The following is a 15,684-nucleotide window of genomic DNA, read 5'->3' as shown; positions in this document are numbered from 1 at the left end:
CAGAATCCCCGGGGGAAACGATCCGATGAAGAAGCACCATTTCGCCGCAAGCTGTGCGGCGAACGCCGTCGCCCTGCTGGCCGCGCCCGCCGTTGCGCAGCAGAGCGAACCGCCCGCCGCCGATGCAGCCCAGGCGGACGAGGATGCCGGCAGCGACATCATCATCACCGGCTCGGCACGCGCGCAGCGCCGCTTCGACGTTTCCTACGCGATCAACTCGCTTGGCCAGGCCGACGTCCAGAAGATCGCGCCGAAGAGCTTCGCCGATCTGCTCGGCACCGTTCCCGGCATCCAGGTCGAGGCGACCGGCGGCGAGGTGCAGAACATCACCCGCGTGCGCGGCATTCCCACCGATCGCGGCTATCTCATCTTCCAGCAGGATGGCCTGCCGCTCTATCACGAAATCGACGGCGTCTTCTTCAACTCCGGCGAAGGCATGAACCGCTACGATCTCATGACCGAGCGAGTCGAGATCGTGCGCGGCGGCCCGGCCCCGATCTATGCCAGCAGCGCGGCCGCCATCGCCAACAACATCACCGTCACGGGGGGCCAGCAGGCGCGCGGCAAGGCGCAGGTGACCCTGGGCGACACCGGTCTCTACCGGCTCGACGCCATGCAGTCGGGGCCGATCAGCGACAGCACCACGTTCGCGATCGGTGGCTTCCTCCGCCAGCATGACGGCTATCGCTATGCCGGCTTCCCCAGTGACAAGGGCGGCCAGATCCGCGCCAACATCAAGCACCAGCTGAGCAACGGCACGGTCAAGATCTCGGCCGAATACGTCAACGACCACAACGTCTTCTATCTGCCGATTCCGACCGCCGACCCGCGCAACCCCTCGGTCTCGCTCAACAACTACATCGATTATTTCGAGGGCACGCTGAACTCGCCCTCGCTGCGCAACGTCAACATCAAGTATCGCGACGGCGCCGGCGCGCTGCAGAGCATGACCCGCGACCTTTCCAACGGCCGCCACATGCGTTTCTTCAACGCGGCAGTCGATTATGACGCGGACTTCGACGGCTGGCAGGTGTCCGCCAAGGTCGGCGGAACCAAGGGCAAGTCGAGCTTCGATGCCTTCTACTCGACGACCAATCCCGCAGACGCGGCGACATTCGCGGCCGGCTACCTGACCGCCGCCCGCACGGCCTTCGGCGCGAATGTGGCGCGGCTCGGCTATGCCTTCGCGGGCACGAGCGGCGCTTCGGTCTATGATCCCGCTACCGCGTCGGGTCTGGTCATGTCCGGCCAGTATCGCGCCTCGGAATCGGACTTCTACTCGGTGCAGGGCGACCTGAGCGTCACCCGCAAGTTCGAAACCGGCATCGGCAGCCACGACGTGCGCCTGGGCGTGTACGGCGCCTTCTACGGCAACACGCTGCTGCAGGCCTATCAGGACATGCTGATCGAGGTGCGCAGCCAGCCGCGGACGCTGGACCTGCTCGCCTATTCGGCGACGGGCCAGGTGCTCGGTTCGGTCACGCAGAACGGCGTGCTGCGCTACACCACCACGCTCAACAAGGGCGAGGGCGACGCACAGATGATCGCCTTCTACGCGAACGATACCTGGGACATCACCCGCGGGCTGCGCATCGACGCCGGCATCCGTACTGAGCGCTACAGCTACAAGGGCATCGCGCTGCCCACCACTCAGATCAATCTGGGCGACACGACCACCCTCGCCGACGATACCACCCGCGCCTTTACCGGCCAGGTGCTCGATCAGCGCCTGAAGCCGAATGCCACCAACTGGACGGTCGGCGCCAACTACGACCTGAACGGCCATTTCGGCGCTTATGGCCGCATCTCCAATCTGGAGGTTCCGCCGCAGCTCGGCGTGGTGACGGGCATCAACGCCACCATCGTCAAGACCAAGGCGCGCCAGTATGAGGTCGGCCTCAAGGCGAGCTTCGGCCCGAACTATCTCTACGCCACCGGCTTCTACACCAAGTTCAACCCGTTCAACGCCTCGTTCGCGGCGTTCAACCCGGTGACCGGCCGCAACGACCAGTCGCTTCCCTTCATCGGCGAGGCGACCGTGAAGGGCGTCGAGGTCGATGGCCGGGTGGTGCCAGTTCGCTGGTTCTCGCTCGACGGCTCGGTAACCTGGCAAAACCCGGAATATGCCAATCTCCAGAACAATTCGGGCGCGGACCCGAGCGCGGTGAACGGCAACCAGATCGTGCGCGAAGCGAAGTTCTTCGGCAACGTGCGGCCGAGCTTCGACTTCACCGTGGGCGGCTACAAGGCTGCGATCTTCGGCCGCTATGAATGGGTCGGCCGGCGCTACGTCGACCTGTTCAACCGCACCGCGATGCCGGGCTACCAGACGATCGGCGCCGGCGCCTCGATCGATCTCGGCCAGTGGCACCTCCAGGTCGCCGGCGACAATCTGTTCAACGCCCACGGCCTGACCGAAGGAAATACCCGCACCGACCAGCTGGCCGGACAGGGCACCAGCCAGGCGATCTACGGCCGCCCGCTGTTCGGCCGCAACTTCCGCCTTATCGTCAGCCGCAGCTGGTGATGCGCGCCCTGCTCTCCGCCGCCGCGCTCGCGGTGACGGCGCTCGCCGTTCCGGCCTCGGCCGAGGCGGACGACGGGAAGATGGCGGCGCTGTCGGCGCGGCTGTTCCCGCTGCTCGACGCCGCCGGGCACAACCCGGCGGTGCTCGAACGGATCGCCCGGGCACCGGGGATGGAGAGCGTGGTGCGCGCGCGGCGGGAACGTCGCGCAGCCTGCGCGGCGGATTTGGCCTGCCGCGCCCAGGCACTGGTGTGGAACGAGCGCGAGGCCGACGCGCTCCGCCGCGCGCTTGCTGCGGAGAACGGCCTCCCCGCCGCCGAGGACGGCCGCGCTGCCCAGGCAGGGCGCGAGATCGCCGGCATCAATGTGGTGGTGCGCACCTATGCACTGGGGGCGCTGCCCGCCACCGCCATCGACGGCCCGGGCACCGTGTCGCCGCAGGACCAGCAGACGCGGCTCCAGGCCGCTGACTGGCTGACCGAGACACCCCGCGCCGGATCGGCGCAGCGTCTTGATCCCAGCATCGACTATGCGCTGGCGCTGATCGACCTCAGCAACCGCACCGATGCAGTCGATCATGAACCGCTGACTGACGGCGCCAATGCCGCACCGATGGCGCGGGCAAAGGCGCTGGACTGGTCGCGTACCCGCTACACCGCGATGATCGTCACCGGCGTCGGCCCCGAAATCGAAGGCGAGCCGCTGAGCCCCTTCGGCAAATATCATTTGCGGCTCGCCGCTCGCCGCTTCGCGCAGGGAGACATCGCCTTCCTGCTCGTCACCGGCGGCCGGGCGCATCCGCGCGCGACGCCCTTCACCGAGGCCGACGAGATGCGCAAGGCGCTGATCGAACGCTATGGCATCCCTGCCGATGCAATCGTGATCGAGCCTTATGCCCGGCACACCACGACCAATCTGCGCAACGCGAGCCGTCTGCTCAAGCGCCTCGGCGCGCCCCTGGATGCTGAGACGCTGATCGTCTGCAACCCTTTCCAGAGCGCCTATATCGAAAGCGCGAAATTCGCCGAACGCAACGCCGCCGAGCTGGGCTACCAGCCGGGCAAGGTCGTTCGCCGCGTGTCGCCGACCGAGCTGGTGTTCCGCCCCTCCCCCGCCTCCGAACGCGTCGACCCGCGCGACCCGCTCGACCCGTGAAAGGAACTGCGATGCGCCGCTTCGCCCTCACCGCCGCCCTTCTGCTCGCTCCCGCCGTCGCCCATGCATGGGGCCACACGGCACATGCGGTGATCGATCGTGCGGCGCTCCAGGCGATCCCGGAGGGTGGCCCGACCTTCCTGCGCCGCTACGCGGACTATATCGCCGCGTCCGCGACGCTGCCGGACAGCTGGCGCGGGGACGCGGAAGGCTTCTCGAAGATCGAGGAAGATCCCAACCATGGCTGGTTCCGCGAGCAGTTTGCCTTCCTGAAGCCGATCCCGCGCTCGCGCTATGCTTTCATCATCGCGCTCTACAAGCAGCATGAGGCGATCAAGGGCAGCGACCCCGCGGCCGCCGCGCGCACCAATGTCCGCTGGACCGGCACGCTGCCCTATGCGGCGATGGAAGCCTATGAGCGACTGATCGTGTGCATGCGCGCGATCCGCGCCGCACAGGCAAGCGGCGGCGATGCCTCGGTCCCCGAGCAGCAATGCGCCTTCCAGGCAATTCGCCTCGGCCACTATATCGGCGACGGCGCGCAGCCGCTGCACGACTCCGTCAACTCCGATGGCTGGCTTGGGCCCAATCCCAAGGGTTACACGCGCGATCGCAGCATCCATGGCCGGTTCGAGAGCCGCTTCGTTGATGCCATGGGGCTCACCGTGGCCGACATCGCGCCGCGCATCGGCACTCCTGCGCATCAGCAGGGCGACATGTTTGACGCGGTCCTCGGCTTTCTCGATCAGTCGGGCGACCGCATGGAGCGGGTCTATCAGCTCGAACAGCGCGACGGCTTTACCAATCCCGCCGACAAGGAGGTGCGGGCGCTGATCTACGAGCGGACGGCGGCAGGCGCAGCGATGCTGCGCGACATGCTGTGCCGCGCCTGGACCGAAAGCGCTGCGCCCCCCGTCAAGGTGACGCCCGCGCCGCTGGACTTCTCCAATCCCCACTTCGATCCCGAGACCGGCTCCGCGCCCGCCTGACGCCGCGCCAGCGCGCGGAGCAGCGCCGCATGGCGGCCATGGTCGAGCGTGAAGCGGCGCAGGAGGAGCATCGCCATCAGTGCGCCGGCCAGCGGAATGCCCAGACCAAGGCCCAGCATGCCGATGCGCACGCTGCCGGCCTGGACAGCGCCAGGAACATAACCGAGCCCGTTCAGCACCCAGCCGATCATCGCGGCGGATGCGGCGCCGCTGGCCTTTACCAAGACGAGGTAGAAGGCGAACAGCCCGGTCTCGTACCGCCGGCCATGTCGCCACTCTACTACGTCAACCGCGTCGGCGAGCAGCCCCCAGGGCAGCATGAACACGCTGGCGAAGCCGAAGCCGATCAGCGCCGCGCCGGCCATCTGCCCAGCGGGCCAGGCAGTGCAAAGCCCGAAAAACACCAGGCCGAGCGCGCTCACCCCATGACCGGCAGCCAGCAGCCGGCTCTTGCCGATCCGGTGCGTGAGCGCGGTCCAGCCGAGCACCCCGCCGAACTGGCCGAGGGTCATCGCCGCAAGCAGCAGCGTCACCGCGCTCGGCCGCGCCACCACATAGGTACCGAGGTACATCAGCATGCGCCCGAAGCAGGGCATGGCGAAGCCGGTGAGCAGCGCCAGCGCCCCCATGCCCAAGACCATCGGATCGCGAAGCGGCACGGCGATCCGGTCTCCGCGCAGCGCCGGCACGGCACCGCCGCGGGAGCCGGAAACGCCGGCACAGAGCAGCATGGTCAGCGCGAAGACCAGTCCCGCGCCGATGCCGGTAGCTGCCAGCGCGTCGAAGTGACGGGCGCGCCCTGCCTGCTGGACCAGCGGCGTGAGAATGCCAGCAATAGCGAGCGCGCTGGCGGTGCTGAAGAACAGCCGGTATCCCGAAACACGTCCTCGCGCACGGCTGTCACGGCTGACCTGCGCCATCATCGCGTTGTGCGGCACGTCGACGACCGCATAGGCGCCACGAAACACGAGGATCGCCAGCGCCAGCGTCCAGGCACGATGCGGCCCGAGCACGGGCATCGCATAGATCAGTGCGAAGGCCGCGCCGCACGGCAACGCCGCAATGGCCACGGTCCAGCGATAGCCGCGACCCGCCGCCCGCCAGTGCAGCACCAGCCGAGCCGCCAGCAGATCGAACACCAGGTCGCCCAGCACCGCAAACAGCATCACCCCGGCGGCGGTATCGCCGCGCAGCCCCAGCACGTCGGTCAACAGGAACAGGATCGTCAGATCCGCCCCGCTGAAGACCAGCGCCTTGCCGAAATTGCCCGATGCGTAGGCGAGCATCCGGCCTTCTGTAGCGATGCGGGCGATCGGCAGCGTCTTTCGTGCGGTGGGAGTCCGGATCCTCGCCGCTGCTATGCCGCAACCATGTCAGTTTGGCGACGGTGCCGTCGCAGCTGGCTCAATAGGCCCAGTCCAGCTGCAACCAGAAGCGACTCGTGTCGGTGGCGAACCGGTCCGCTTCGTAGCGGGCATAGCGGACCGACATCTGCGTCTTGCGCAGCTTGGCGGTGGCGAGCAGGTTCCACTCGTCGCCATAATGCTGGTCCAGCCGATCGCTCTGGTAGCGGTGCCACGCCGCCTGCAGCGACAGCGCGTCGATCTTGCCGAGCTTCTTCCAGCCATAGCCGCCGCCCGCATAGAAATCGCGCACGCCGTTGGGCGGGGTGGTCGTCAGCTTGTCGGCCCAGCCCTGGAACTTGAACACGCTGCCGAGCGGGGTCTGGAAACTGGTGAGCGCCTGCCCGCCATCGGCACCCAGCACCTCATAGCCAGCGTTGAGCGTCCAGCCGCGCACGTCCAGCGCCGCATCGGCCAGCCAATAATCCGCCTGATAGCGGGTAGGGTTATGATGATAGTCCGACTGGCGAGCCCAGCTCAGCTGGTAACGCAGCTTCGCCTGCGGGCCGATCGCACGGGCGCCGGCCAGTCGTATGCCATAGCTCTGGTTGGACAGGCGGAAGCCCTGCACCTCGGCTTCGTCCTGGTCGACCAGATAGGCGAAGCCGGTCAGCGTGCCCAGGGGCGTGGCCGCGCCGAGATTGGCGAAGACGTTGTGGCCGCCCACCCCGCGCTGGCGTGCCCCCCGCCCCTCGGTGCCCCAGATGGTGCGCACGTCCCAGGCATAGGTAAGGTCGAGCTTCACGCCCTTCACCGGCACGATCTCGGTGCGCACCGCGTCGAAGGTTTGGCCATTGTTGCGGATCTGCGCAGCCCCGACGAAGCGTTCGTCGTCGAGCATGATCCGCTGGCGCCCGGCGGTGACGGTGAGCGGCGCCGAGCGATATTGCAGCTGGGCGCGGTAGATGGCGACATTCTCCGGATCACCGATCGTCGGCCGGTTGGGCAGGCCGTGTAGCCCGTCATAATAGGTGCCGACGACGGCAAGATTGCCCTGCGCCTCGCCCAGGGCCGCGAAACGGCCATGGCTCAGCTCCATGCCGGCGCGCACCCGGATCGTTACTGCGTCCGCAGCGTCCGCGAATTCGGCCTGATCAAGATGTTCATAGCGGGCCCGGACCTCCACGAGGGGCTTGATGGCAATCTGCTGTGCCCAGGCAGGGCCGGCGACAGCCAGCGCTGCGGCAGTGGTAATCCAGAAACGCATGTGCTCCGTTCTCCGCGAAACGGCGGCGCTACCCCTCCCCTCGCACCGCTCCCAGTTACAAAGTTTGTCCGGCCCGGGGATCCAAGCCCGTTCCTCGCCACTATTCTAGAGCGGCCGAGGGCAAATCCGGCTAGCAGGGCAAGGATAAGCGGATGGGAGATGGACACATGCGGGCATGGAAAACGGCACTGATCTGCGGGGCGGCAGCCTGTTTGCCGGCGGGTGCAGCGATGGCGCAGGCCGGCGGCCCGGTGGTCGCCACCCAGGCGGGCAAGGTGCAGGGCATGGTCGAGGACGGCGTCGCGAGCTGGAAGGGCATCCCCTTCGCCGCGCCGCCCGTCGGCCCGTTGCGCTGGCGCGCGCCGCAGCCGGTAACCGCGTGGAGCGGCATCCGCCCGGCAACCGAATACAGCCATGACTGCATGCAGAAGCCGTTCCCCAGCGACGCCGCACCGCTCGGCACCGCGCCCGCGGAGGACTGCCTCTACCTCAACGTCTGGAAACCTGCGGCGGCGGCGAAGGGCAAGCTGCCGGTGATGGTGTGGATCTATGGCGGCGGCTTCGTGAACGGGGGCTCATCGCCGCCGACCTATGCCGGCGCGGCAATGGCGAAGCAGGGGGTGCTGTTCGTCAGTTTCAACTACCGGGTCGGGCGCTTCGGCAGCTTTGCTCTCCCGCAGCTCAGCCGCCAAGATCCGGATCACGGGCTGCTCGGCAACTACAACTTCATGGACCAGATCGCCGCGCTTCGATGGGTGCGCCAGAACATCGCGGCCTTTGGCGGCGACCCCGCCAATGTGACGATCATCGGCGAAAGTGCGGGCGGCATGTCGGTCCACACGCTGGTCACCTCCCCCCTGGCGCGCGGGCTGTTCCACAAGGCGGTGGTGATGTCCGGTGGCAATGGCGAGACCGCCAAGAACGCGACGCTGCACGACGCCGAGGCGATCGGCGAGAATCTCGCCCGCGCCCACGGCATCGATCCCGCCGCTCCCGATGCACTGGACAAGCTGCGCGCGCTGAGCGCGGAAGCGGTGACAGACGGGCTCAGCATGATCGAGCTGTTCCAGCCCAGGCCGGGCCCGCGCACCTATGGCGGGCCGATGCTCGACGGCAAGCTGCTCGTCGACCAGCAAAAGGCCTATGCCAGCGGCAGTTTCGCGCATGTTCCGATGCTGATCGGCGCGACGAGCGCGGACATGGGCGGCACGACCGGCTTCATGATTGCCGGCGCGCGCGACGCCAGCGCGCGTATCGCTGCGCAGAAGGTGCCGGTGTGGGCGTACCGCTTCTCCTATGTGGCGGACTCGATCGGCAAGCCGGGCGCCGGCCATGCCACCGACATTCCGTTCTTCTTCGACAATGCGGCAATCAAGTACGGCGCGGCCACCACAGCCAGGGACGTGCAGATGGGCAAGACGATCAGCGCCTATCTCGTCCGCTTCGCCAAGACGGGAGATCCGAACGGCGCCGGGCTCCCGGCGTGGCCGCGCTTCACTACCAAGGACGACGTGATCCTCGACTTTGCTGCCGACGGCATGGCGGTGGCGGGGCGCGATCCCTGGGGTGCAGAGATCGACGCGGCGCGCGCCGCCAAGCCCTAGAGCCAGCCGTTCGCACGGGCGGTGCGGCCGGCCTCGATACGGTTGGCCGCGCCCAGCTTGCTCGCCGCCTCGGAAAGATAGTTGCGAACCGTGCCCGGCGACAGGCCCAGCCGGCGGGCGATGTCCTTGTTCGACAGCCCTTCCTCCGCAAGCCGGAGCGCATCCCGCTCGCGATCGGTGAGCGGATCGCTGCCGGCTTCCCATGCCACGGCGGCGAGCTCGGGCGGGATCACCTTGCCCCCGGCAGCGACGGTGCGGATTGCGGCGACAAGCGTGTCGACTGGCGTGTCCTTGAGCAGATAGCCGCGCACCCCGGCGGCGCGCGCCCGGGCGAGATAGCCGGGACGTGCGAAGGTCGTGACGATCACGACCGCCGTCCGCGACTTCTCCCCTGCGAGGATCTGCGCACAGTCGAGCCCGGTGCGGCCCGGCATCTCGATATCGGTGAGCAGGACGTCCGGTTCGAGGCTGCGCACCAGCGCGAGCGCCCCGTCGCCGTCGCTTGCCCGGCCGACGATGGCGAAGTCCGGCTCCAGCGCGAGCAAGGCGGCGATTGCCCCGAGCACCAGCGTCTGGTCTTCGGCAATGACGATGCGGATCGCGCTCATGCCGGAACGCTCGCCTCGAGCCGCGTGCCGGGCTGGAGCGCCTGCAGTTCCAGCCGCCCGCCCGCCGCGACCAGCCGCTGGCGCATGCCACGCAGTCCATTGCCCTCGCGGAAGGAGACCCCGACCCCGTCGTCCTCCACCACCAGCCGGGCATCCCCGGGGCCCGCCTCGAAGCCGATTGCGCAGCGGCGTGCCCCGGCATGGCGGATCACGTTGGTCACGGCCTCGCGCAGCGTCATCGCCAGCACCGCGCCGGCATCGGCGGGCACCGCGGCAGGATCGCCCATCACGATCGGTTCGATTCCCGCCGTTTCCAGCGCCGCGAGCGAAGCGGAGGTTTCATGTGCCAGGCTGCCCCCCACCTGCCCCGCCAACGCGGCCCGCACCTCGGCGAGACCCGATCGCGCGGCTTCGGCGATGGCCGCCAGTTCCCCGCGTGCCACCTCCGGATCGCGAGTCACCAGCCTGCCCGCCAGATCCGCCTTGAGCGCCACCAGCGTCAGCGTGCGGCCGATCACGTCGTGCAGGTCGCGGGTGATCCGCTCTCGCTCGGCGGTGCCGGCGAGCCGCCGCACTTCCTCCTGCGATGCGAGCAGCGCCTGCGTCCGTTCGTAGAAGGCAACGGTCGACATGGTCACCACGCCCGTCATGACAATGAACAACACGCTCGGCCCCCAAAATGCGAGCGGCTGGCGCGACAGGAAACCGGCCGCGAGCGTAATCAGCGCAATGACGACGATTCCGATCGCGGCATGTTTGCGCGAATGCAGGCGAGCGATCGTCGCGGCGGCATAGATGCTGAAGGTGGTCCATCCCAGCGGCAGCGGCGACACCGCCAGGCTGATCAGCACCATCGCCGCCGCGGCCACCGGCATGGCCCGGTCCGACAGGCGAAACGAGAGCAGATAGACCGGCAGGAAGATCGCCACTGCAACGGCCGCTGCCAGGATCGTGTTCGGGCCGGGCCGCGCCCACAGCCAGGGGAACGGCACGAAAACCAGGTAGACGAGCCAGGGCCAGGGGGTGCCGCGGTAGCGGGCTTGCGTGGGATGCATGGTGCGAGCTTCGCGGATCCGGGCCGATCCGGTCAAGCCGGGCTTCGCCGCCAGCCGGTCCACGCCCAGCCGATGCCCGCCACCGTCATCGCCAGCACCGCCGCTGCGTGCATCCAGGGACTGCCGATCGTATCCGCGCCGACGATCATGCGCGCCAGCTGGCCCAGATGATAGGAAGGCGTCCACGCACCCAGGCCCTGCATCCATCCCGGCAGCAACCGGCTGGGGATCCACAGCCCGCCCAGGACCGAGCAGCCGAGGAACAGCGCATTGGCAACGGCGACAGCGCCCTTGGCGCTCATCCGCATGCCCATGCCGAAGCCGATCAGCGCGAAGGGAATGGCGGAGGCAAGGTGCAGCAACGTCAGCAACGCCCAGGTGCCGGCGGGGAGCCGAACGCCGGCGATGATCGACAGCGCATCGATCAGTACCAGCGCCAGCGCGGTGGTGGTCACCGCCGCCGCCAGCTTGGCGCCTACATAAGCGCCCGCCGGCATCGGCGAGACGCGCTTGAGCTCGATCAGGCCCTGCTCGCGTTCCACCGCCACGCCCGCACCGAAGCCGAACAGCGCCGGGCCTGTGGCGGCGAACACGCCGTATCCCGCCAGTGTCGCCGCCGCGAAGCCGGGTGCGGGATCGTGCGGCAGCGCCAGGGTGAACAGCCCGTAGAAGCCCGCCGGGGTGAGCACGGTGGGCAGCAGGAACTGCGGCAGGCGCAGGCTGCGTTTCACTTCGGTCAGCGCCTCGCGGCGCCAGACGCCCGCCGGAAGAGCAAGTGCGGTCATGCGGCGATCCTTTCCTGCGCCGGCGCGAGCAGCGTCGCGATGGCATCTTCCAGTGTGGCGTCGGCGATACGCAGTGCGGACAGCGCAGGGTCCGCGGCGAGCAGCGCCGCCACCGTCCGCGCGGCATCGGCGGTGAGGATGCGCAGGTCCGCGCCCTCCATCATCGCTTCACGCGCCGCCGGAAGCAGCGCGGCGGCCCTGGGCTCGAGCGTGGCGCGACAGCGGATCACCGACCCGCCCGCCCGCGCCCGCAACGCAGCGGGGGTGTCGTCGGCGACGATCCGGCCGGCGTCCATCAGCAGCACCCGGTCGGCCAGCGCATCGGCTTCGGCAAGGTCGTGGCTCGTCAGCAGTACCGCCGCACCGTCGTCGGCAAGGGCCCGCACCGTGCCCCACAGCGTCCGCGCGGAGCCGCGGTCCATCGCTGCCGTCGGCTCGTCGAGCACGAGCAGGTCGGCGCGGCCGCAGATCGCCAGTGCATATTGCACTCGCCGCGCCTGCCCGCCCGAGAGCGCGCCGCAACGTCGATCGGCCAGGTCCGCGATGCCGGCGAGCATCAGCACCTCGTCCAGCGGGCGCGGATCCGGATAATAGCCGGAATGCAGTGTCACCAGTTCGCGAATGGTCAGAACGTCGGGCAGGCCCGCGCTCTGCAGCATGACGCCGAGCCGCCGGCGCGCGGCGGGGCGGCGCGGGTCCAGCCCGAACAGCGCCGCTGTTCCCGCGTCCGGGGCGAGCCTTCCGGTGAGCAGCGCGACCGATGTCGTCTTGCCCGCGCCGTTCGGCCCCAGCAGCGCCGTCACTTCGCCGGCGCGGATCCCCAGGTCCAGCCCGTCGAGCACGGCGCGGCCGCCGAGCCGCTTCGATACGCCGGATAGCCGCGCCACCGCGGCAAGATCTTCGGTCATCCCTCAAAACCCCTTTTCAGAATGCGCCGATCCTGCCGCACGCGCCGCCCATCCGGCAGTGACAGATGTCACCTCCGGGCCCATGCCATCGCGCAGGGGGAGCGCGTCCCCGGATGATTGTCACTCGCAACAGGAACACGGCGAAATCACAACCGCTTAGGCTCCAACTGCCACCAAGACGGAGCCACCCAATGTCGATTCTTGATCAGGCAATCGCCGCCATCACGCCGCCCGAAACCGAACAGGACCGCCGCGACGCGACCGCGAAGGCGGAGGCGCTGGCGCGCCCCGGCGACTGGCTTTCGCAAATTCTCGGGCACCACCGCGAGATCGAGGCACAGTTCGAACGGCTGCGGACCGCCGCACCTTCGGAACGCGGCGCCGAACAGAAGCGACTGGCGCTGCTGCTCACCGCCCACTCGATTGCGGAGGAAGTCTCGGTCTATCCGGCGCTCGCAGCCGACCACCAGGTCGGCCATGCCGAGCTCGCCTATCAGGAACAGTCCGCCGCCAAGATGGAACTCGGCCTGCTGGAGCGGCTCGATCCTGCGAGCAAGGATTATCACGACAAGCTCGAGCATATCCGCGGCGCGGTGCTCCACCATGTCTATTCGGAAGAGGGGACCTGGTATCCCAAGCTGATCGAATCCGCCGGTCCCGCCGACCAGCAGCGCGTCACTGCGCGCTATGCCGAGGAATATGCGCGGTACATGGGGCAGGAAACCCCGCTCTTTACCCGCTGACCGCCATGCCGGGGGCGGCCCGTGTCGCCCCCGGAACGCTTCCGCGGTTCCGGCGGTTCTGCATCCTTGTTCCGGTAAGGCAACAAGGGGTATCGAATGCGCGGGCGGTTCATCTCGGCGTTGCTGCTGTTCGCGCTGGTCGGCTGCTCCGGCAATCGCGGCGGCGGCGCTCCGCCGCACGCGAAGGACCGGATCGAGGTACAGCCCGAACTCTCCACACTCACGCTGCCGCTCGAGGCCAATCTCGACGATCTCGCCGCGACGCTGGAGCGCGGGGTGCCGCACCGCCTGTGGGAGATCGACAAGCCCGACCAACCCTGCGTGCGGCCCAAGAAGCTCGACCTTGGCATTGCCAAGGTCAAGACGCCGACGATCAAGTGCCGCATCGTCGGTGCGGTCACGCGCGGGCGGATGACGATTGGCGGATCCGGCCAAGTCATCCGGCTCGCCATGCCGCTCCACGCGGTCGTGCGGGCGGAGGACATTGGCGGCGTGCTGAAGCGCGAGACGGCAACCGCGGATGCGACGGCGCATGCCGTGATCCGCCTGTCGCTCTCCCCCGACTGGAACCCGCGGGGCAAGATCGGCATCGACTATGCCTGGGCCGATGCTCCGCATGTCGACATTCTGGGCCAGCGCATCGAGTTCACCGACAAAGCCGACCGGAAGCTCGCGCTCGTGATAGCCAAGCTCGAACGCGAGCTGCCGAGAGAGCTCCAGAAACTGGGCGTCCGCCAGAAGATCGAGCAAGCCTGGCGCTCGGCCTTCACCACCCTGTCGCTCAACCGCGAAAACCCGCCGGTGTGGATGCGGGTGACGCCGAGGCAGCTGCGCTATGGCGGCTATTCGATTACGGGCAAGCGGCTCGAGCTGCGGTTGGGCATGGAGGCAACCACCGAGACCTTTGTAGGCCAGCGCCCGGCCGACCCTGCCCCGACCCCGCTGCCGCCGATGCAGCCGCTGCAGGGGGACGTGGGCAAGGTATCACTGTTCCTGCCGGTGATCGCCGATTATCGCGAACTGGAGCCGGTGCTGATGAAGGCGCTGGTCAAGCGCCAGGCGCGACCATTCGAGGTGCCGGGCGTCGGCCCGGTACGGGCGCAGTTCGAGAAGGCGACCATCTACGGCACCAGGGGCGGCCAGATGGCGGTGGGCCTGTTGTTCTCGGCCGAGGATGTCGGCGGGCGCATTGGCCGGACCCGCGGCACGGTGTGGCTCACCGCGACGCCGGTCAACCTGCCCAACTCGCGCCGCGTCGACTTCCAGAATCTGGGCGTCAGCGGCACCACCGACATGACCGGGGGCGACCTGATCCTGCAGCTGATGAACACACCCGGGATGAGCAGCTTCATCGCCGCCGCGCTCACCCAGAATTTCGAGCGCGACTATGCCAAGCTGCTCGGCAAGGTCAGCCGGGCGATCGCCAGCCGCCGCGAAGGTGTGCTGCGGATCGACGCAAGCCTGGAGCGCACCCGCACGGGCACGCTCCAGGCATCGGGACAAGGCCTGTACCTGCCGGTCTGGGCCGAAGGCACTGCGACGGTGCGACTGGCCCGGCCGGGTTCAGGCGGACAGGAACACCACGCCCGGTAGCGTCACGCCCCTGGCGGCGGCGCCCAGCCGCCCGTCGCGGCCGAGCGGCAGGCGCGCGATATTGCCCGAGCGCTCGTTGGCGACCAGCATCTCGCCATCAGCTTCGCGCAGCAGGAACAGCCGCGGCCAATGGCCGCCGCAATCGGCATGCTGGAGCAGGGTGAGCCTGCCGTCGCGCTGGATCGCGAACACCGCAATGCTGTCATGCCCGCGGTTGGAGATGTAGAGCCGCGTGCCAGCGGCGTTGACGGCGATATGCGCGCCCGCCGAGGCACCCGTGAAGCCCTTGGGCAGCGTAGAGAGCGTCGCCAGCGCCGTGAACCGGCCGTCGGGATGGGCGCGCAGCACCGTCACCGTGTTGGCGAGTTCGGTGACCAGATAGGCGATCGGCAACCTGGGATGGCGTGCCAGATGGCGCGGCCCCGCGCCCGGCTCGGTGCGATAGGCGATGCTGGTGTCGACGTCGTCCCCTGCCCCCAGCCGGTGGAGGAACACCGCGTCGGCACCCAGATCGACCGAATGCAGCTGGCGGCCGCCGGCCGCGAAGCCCACCCAATGCGCATGCGGCCCGGTCTGGCGCTCGCGATTGGGGCCGCTGCCTTCGTGCTGGATGCGCCGCGCCGCGCCGATGGGCCGCCCCGCCCCATCCAGCGCGAACAGCGCGACGCTGCCGCTCGAATAGTTGGCGACCGCCAACCGCTGGCCATCGGCGGAGAGCGCGGCATGGCACGGGTCGGCGCCGAGCGTCGAGGTCATGGCCAGCTTCTCCAGGCCGCCGGTGTAGACGCCCAACATTCCCTGGCTCTGCTCGTCCAGCAGATAGCGTACTCCCGTCGCGGCAGACCGCACGCCGAACGAGGCGTTGCGGATCGTCGCCACCGGGGTACCGGCGGTCCAGCCTTGTGCGCCCCGCGACAGCGGCACCAGCCCCGGGCCGCCTTCATTGACATAGGTGCCTGCGATCAGGCCACCCGCGCCACGGGCGAAGAGCGCGCTCGGGCAGCTGCCCAGCGCCACGGCGGAGCCGATCAGCGCGCGGCGCGTCAGCGGAGGTACAGAGATAGTCATATCCTATTGAAGCCTTTCGGTTTCCTGCCGTCAACGCTGA

Annotated in this window: 12 protein-coding genes; 5 read left to right on the top strand and 7 right to left on the bottom strand. The window is 68.7% G+C overall.

Going from position 1 to position 15,684, the window contains the following annotated elements:
• The first annotated feature begins 25 nt into the window (after window positions 1-25).
• Together V7E00_RS17480 and V7E00_RS17475 are read left to right on the top strand one after the other, a co-directional pair.
• A complete protein-coding gene (locus V7E00_RS17480) occupies window positions 26-2,527 on the top strand; it encodes a TonB-dependent receptor (RefSeq protein WP_333573930.1) in 2,502 nt (833 codons plus the stop codon).
• Window positions 2,527-3,681 (top strand): YdcF family protein, encoded by a 1,155-nt coding sequence (locus tag V7E00_RS17475; protein WP_333574158.1) that lies wholly within the window; start codon window positions 2,527-2,529, stop codon window positions 3,679-3,681. Before V7E00_RS17480 ends, V7E00_RS17475 begins: the two co-directional genes overlap by 1 nt.
• A gap of 835 nt (window positions 3,682-4,516) precedes the next feature.
• On the opposite strand, the gene V7E00_RS17465 is transcribed toward V7E00_RS17475, so the two are convergent.
• Window positions 4,517-5,956, bottom strand: coding sequence for an MFS transporter (locus V7E00_RS17465; RefSeq protein WP_443019216.1), 1,440 nt, complete (start codon window positions 5,954-5,956; stop codon window positions 4,517-4,519).
• A gap of 118 nt (window positions 5,957-6,074) precedes the next feature.
• Window positions 6,075-7,280: an alginate export family protein gene (locus V7E00_RS17460; RefSeq protein WP_333573928.1), complete on the bottom strand. Its 1,206-nt coding sequence runs from the start codon at window positions 7,278-7,280 to the stop codon at window positions 6,075-6,077.
• Between the two features lie 167 nt (window positions 7,281-7,447).
• Between V7E00_RS17460 and V7E00_RS17455 the strand changes: the two genes are divergently transcribed.
• Entirely contained in the window at window positions 7,448-8,884 is a 1,437-nt protein-coding gene (locus tag V7E00_RS17455; RefSeq protein ID WP_333573927.1) for a carboxylesterase/lipase family protein, read from the top strand.
• On the opposite strand, the gene V7E00_RS17450 is transcribed toward V7E00_RS17455, so the two are convergent.
• The 4 genes from V7E00_RS17450 to V7E00_RS17435 are packed head-to-tail and all read right to left on the bottom strand — an operon-like array spanning window position 8,881 to window position 12,240.
• Window positions 8,881-9,492 carry a response regulator transcription factor gene (locus V7E00_RS17450; RefSeq protein ID WP_333573926.1) on the bottom strand — a complete coding sequence of 204 codons (612 nt, stop codon included), beginning with the start codon at window positions 9,490-9,492 and terminating at the stop codon, window positions 8,881-8,883. The two genes, V7E00_RS17455 and V7E00_RS17450, sit on opposite strands and share 4 nt — an antisense overlap.
• On the bottom strand, window positions 9,489-10,547 hold the full coding sequence (locus V7E00_RS17445; protein ID WP_333573925.1) for a sensor histidine kinase: 1,059 nt from the start codon (window positions 10,545-10,547) through the stop codon (window positions 9,489-9,491). The genes V7E00_RS17450 and V7E00_RS17445 overlap by 4 nt, the downstream gene beginning before the upstream one ends.
• Before the next feature lie 32 nt (window positions 10,548-10,579).
• Window positions 10,580-11,332, bottom strand: coding sequence for an ABC transporter permease (locus V7E00_RS17440; protein ID WP_333573924.1), 753 nt, complete (start codon window positions 11,330-11,332; stop codon window positions 10,580-10,582).
• Window positions 11,329-12,240: an ABC transporter ATP-binding protein gene (locus tag V7E00_RS17435; RefSeq protein ID WP_333573923.1), complete on the bottom strand. Its 912-nt coding sequence runs from the start codon at window positions 12,238-12,240 to the stop codon at window positions 11,329-11,331. The genes V7E00_RS17440 and V7E00_RS17435 overlap by 4 nt, the downstream gene beginning before the upstream one ends.
• Before the next feature lie 191 nt (window positions 12,241-12,431).
• On the opposite strand from V7E00_RS17435, the gene V7E00_RS17430 reads away from it, so the two are divergent.
• The gene (locus tag V7E00_RS17430; protein WP_333573922.1) at window positions 12,432-12,983 is read left to right on the top strand and encodes a hemerythrin domain-containing protein; all 552 of its coding nucleotides are present in this window, start codon (window positions 12,432-12,434) and stop codon (window positions 12,981-12,983) included.
• 96 nt (window positions 12,984-13,079) lie between these two features.
• Entirely contained in the window at window positions 13,080-14,576 is a 1,497-nt protein-coding gene (locus V7E00_RS17425) for a DUF4403 family protein (protein ID WP_333573921.1), read from the top strand.
• Here the strand turns inward: V7E00_RS17425 and V7E00_RS17420 are convergent.
• Complete coding sequence (locus V7E00_RS17420; protein WP_333573920.1) at window positions 14,547-15,644, bottom strand: lactonase family protein; 1,098 nt, start codon at window positions 15,642-15,644, stop codon at window positions 14,547-14,549. The two genes, V7E00_RS17425 and V7E00_RS17420, sit on opposite strands and share 30 nt — an antisense overlap.
• Window positions 15,645-15,684 lie beyond the last annotated feature (40 nt).

The organism is Sphingomonas sp. (assembly GCF_036731925.1).
GTDB lineage: Bacteria > Pseudomonadota > Alphaproteobacteria > Sphingomonadales > Sphingomonadaceae > Sphingomonas.
The sequence above is the reverse complement of the archived record's forward strand: the minus strand, read 5'-3'. Positions and strand labels throughout refer to the sequence as shown.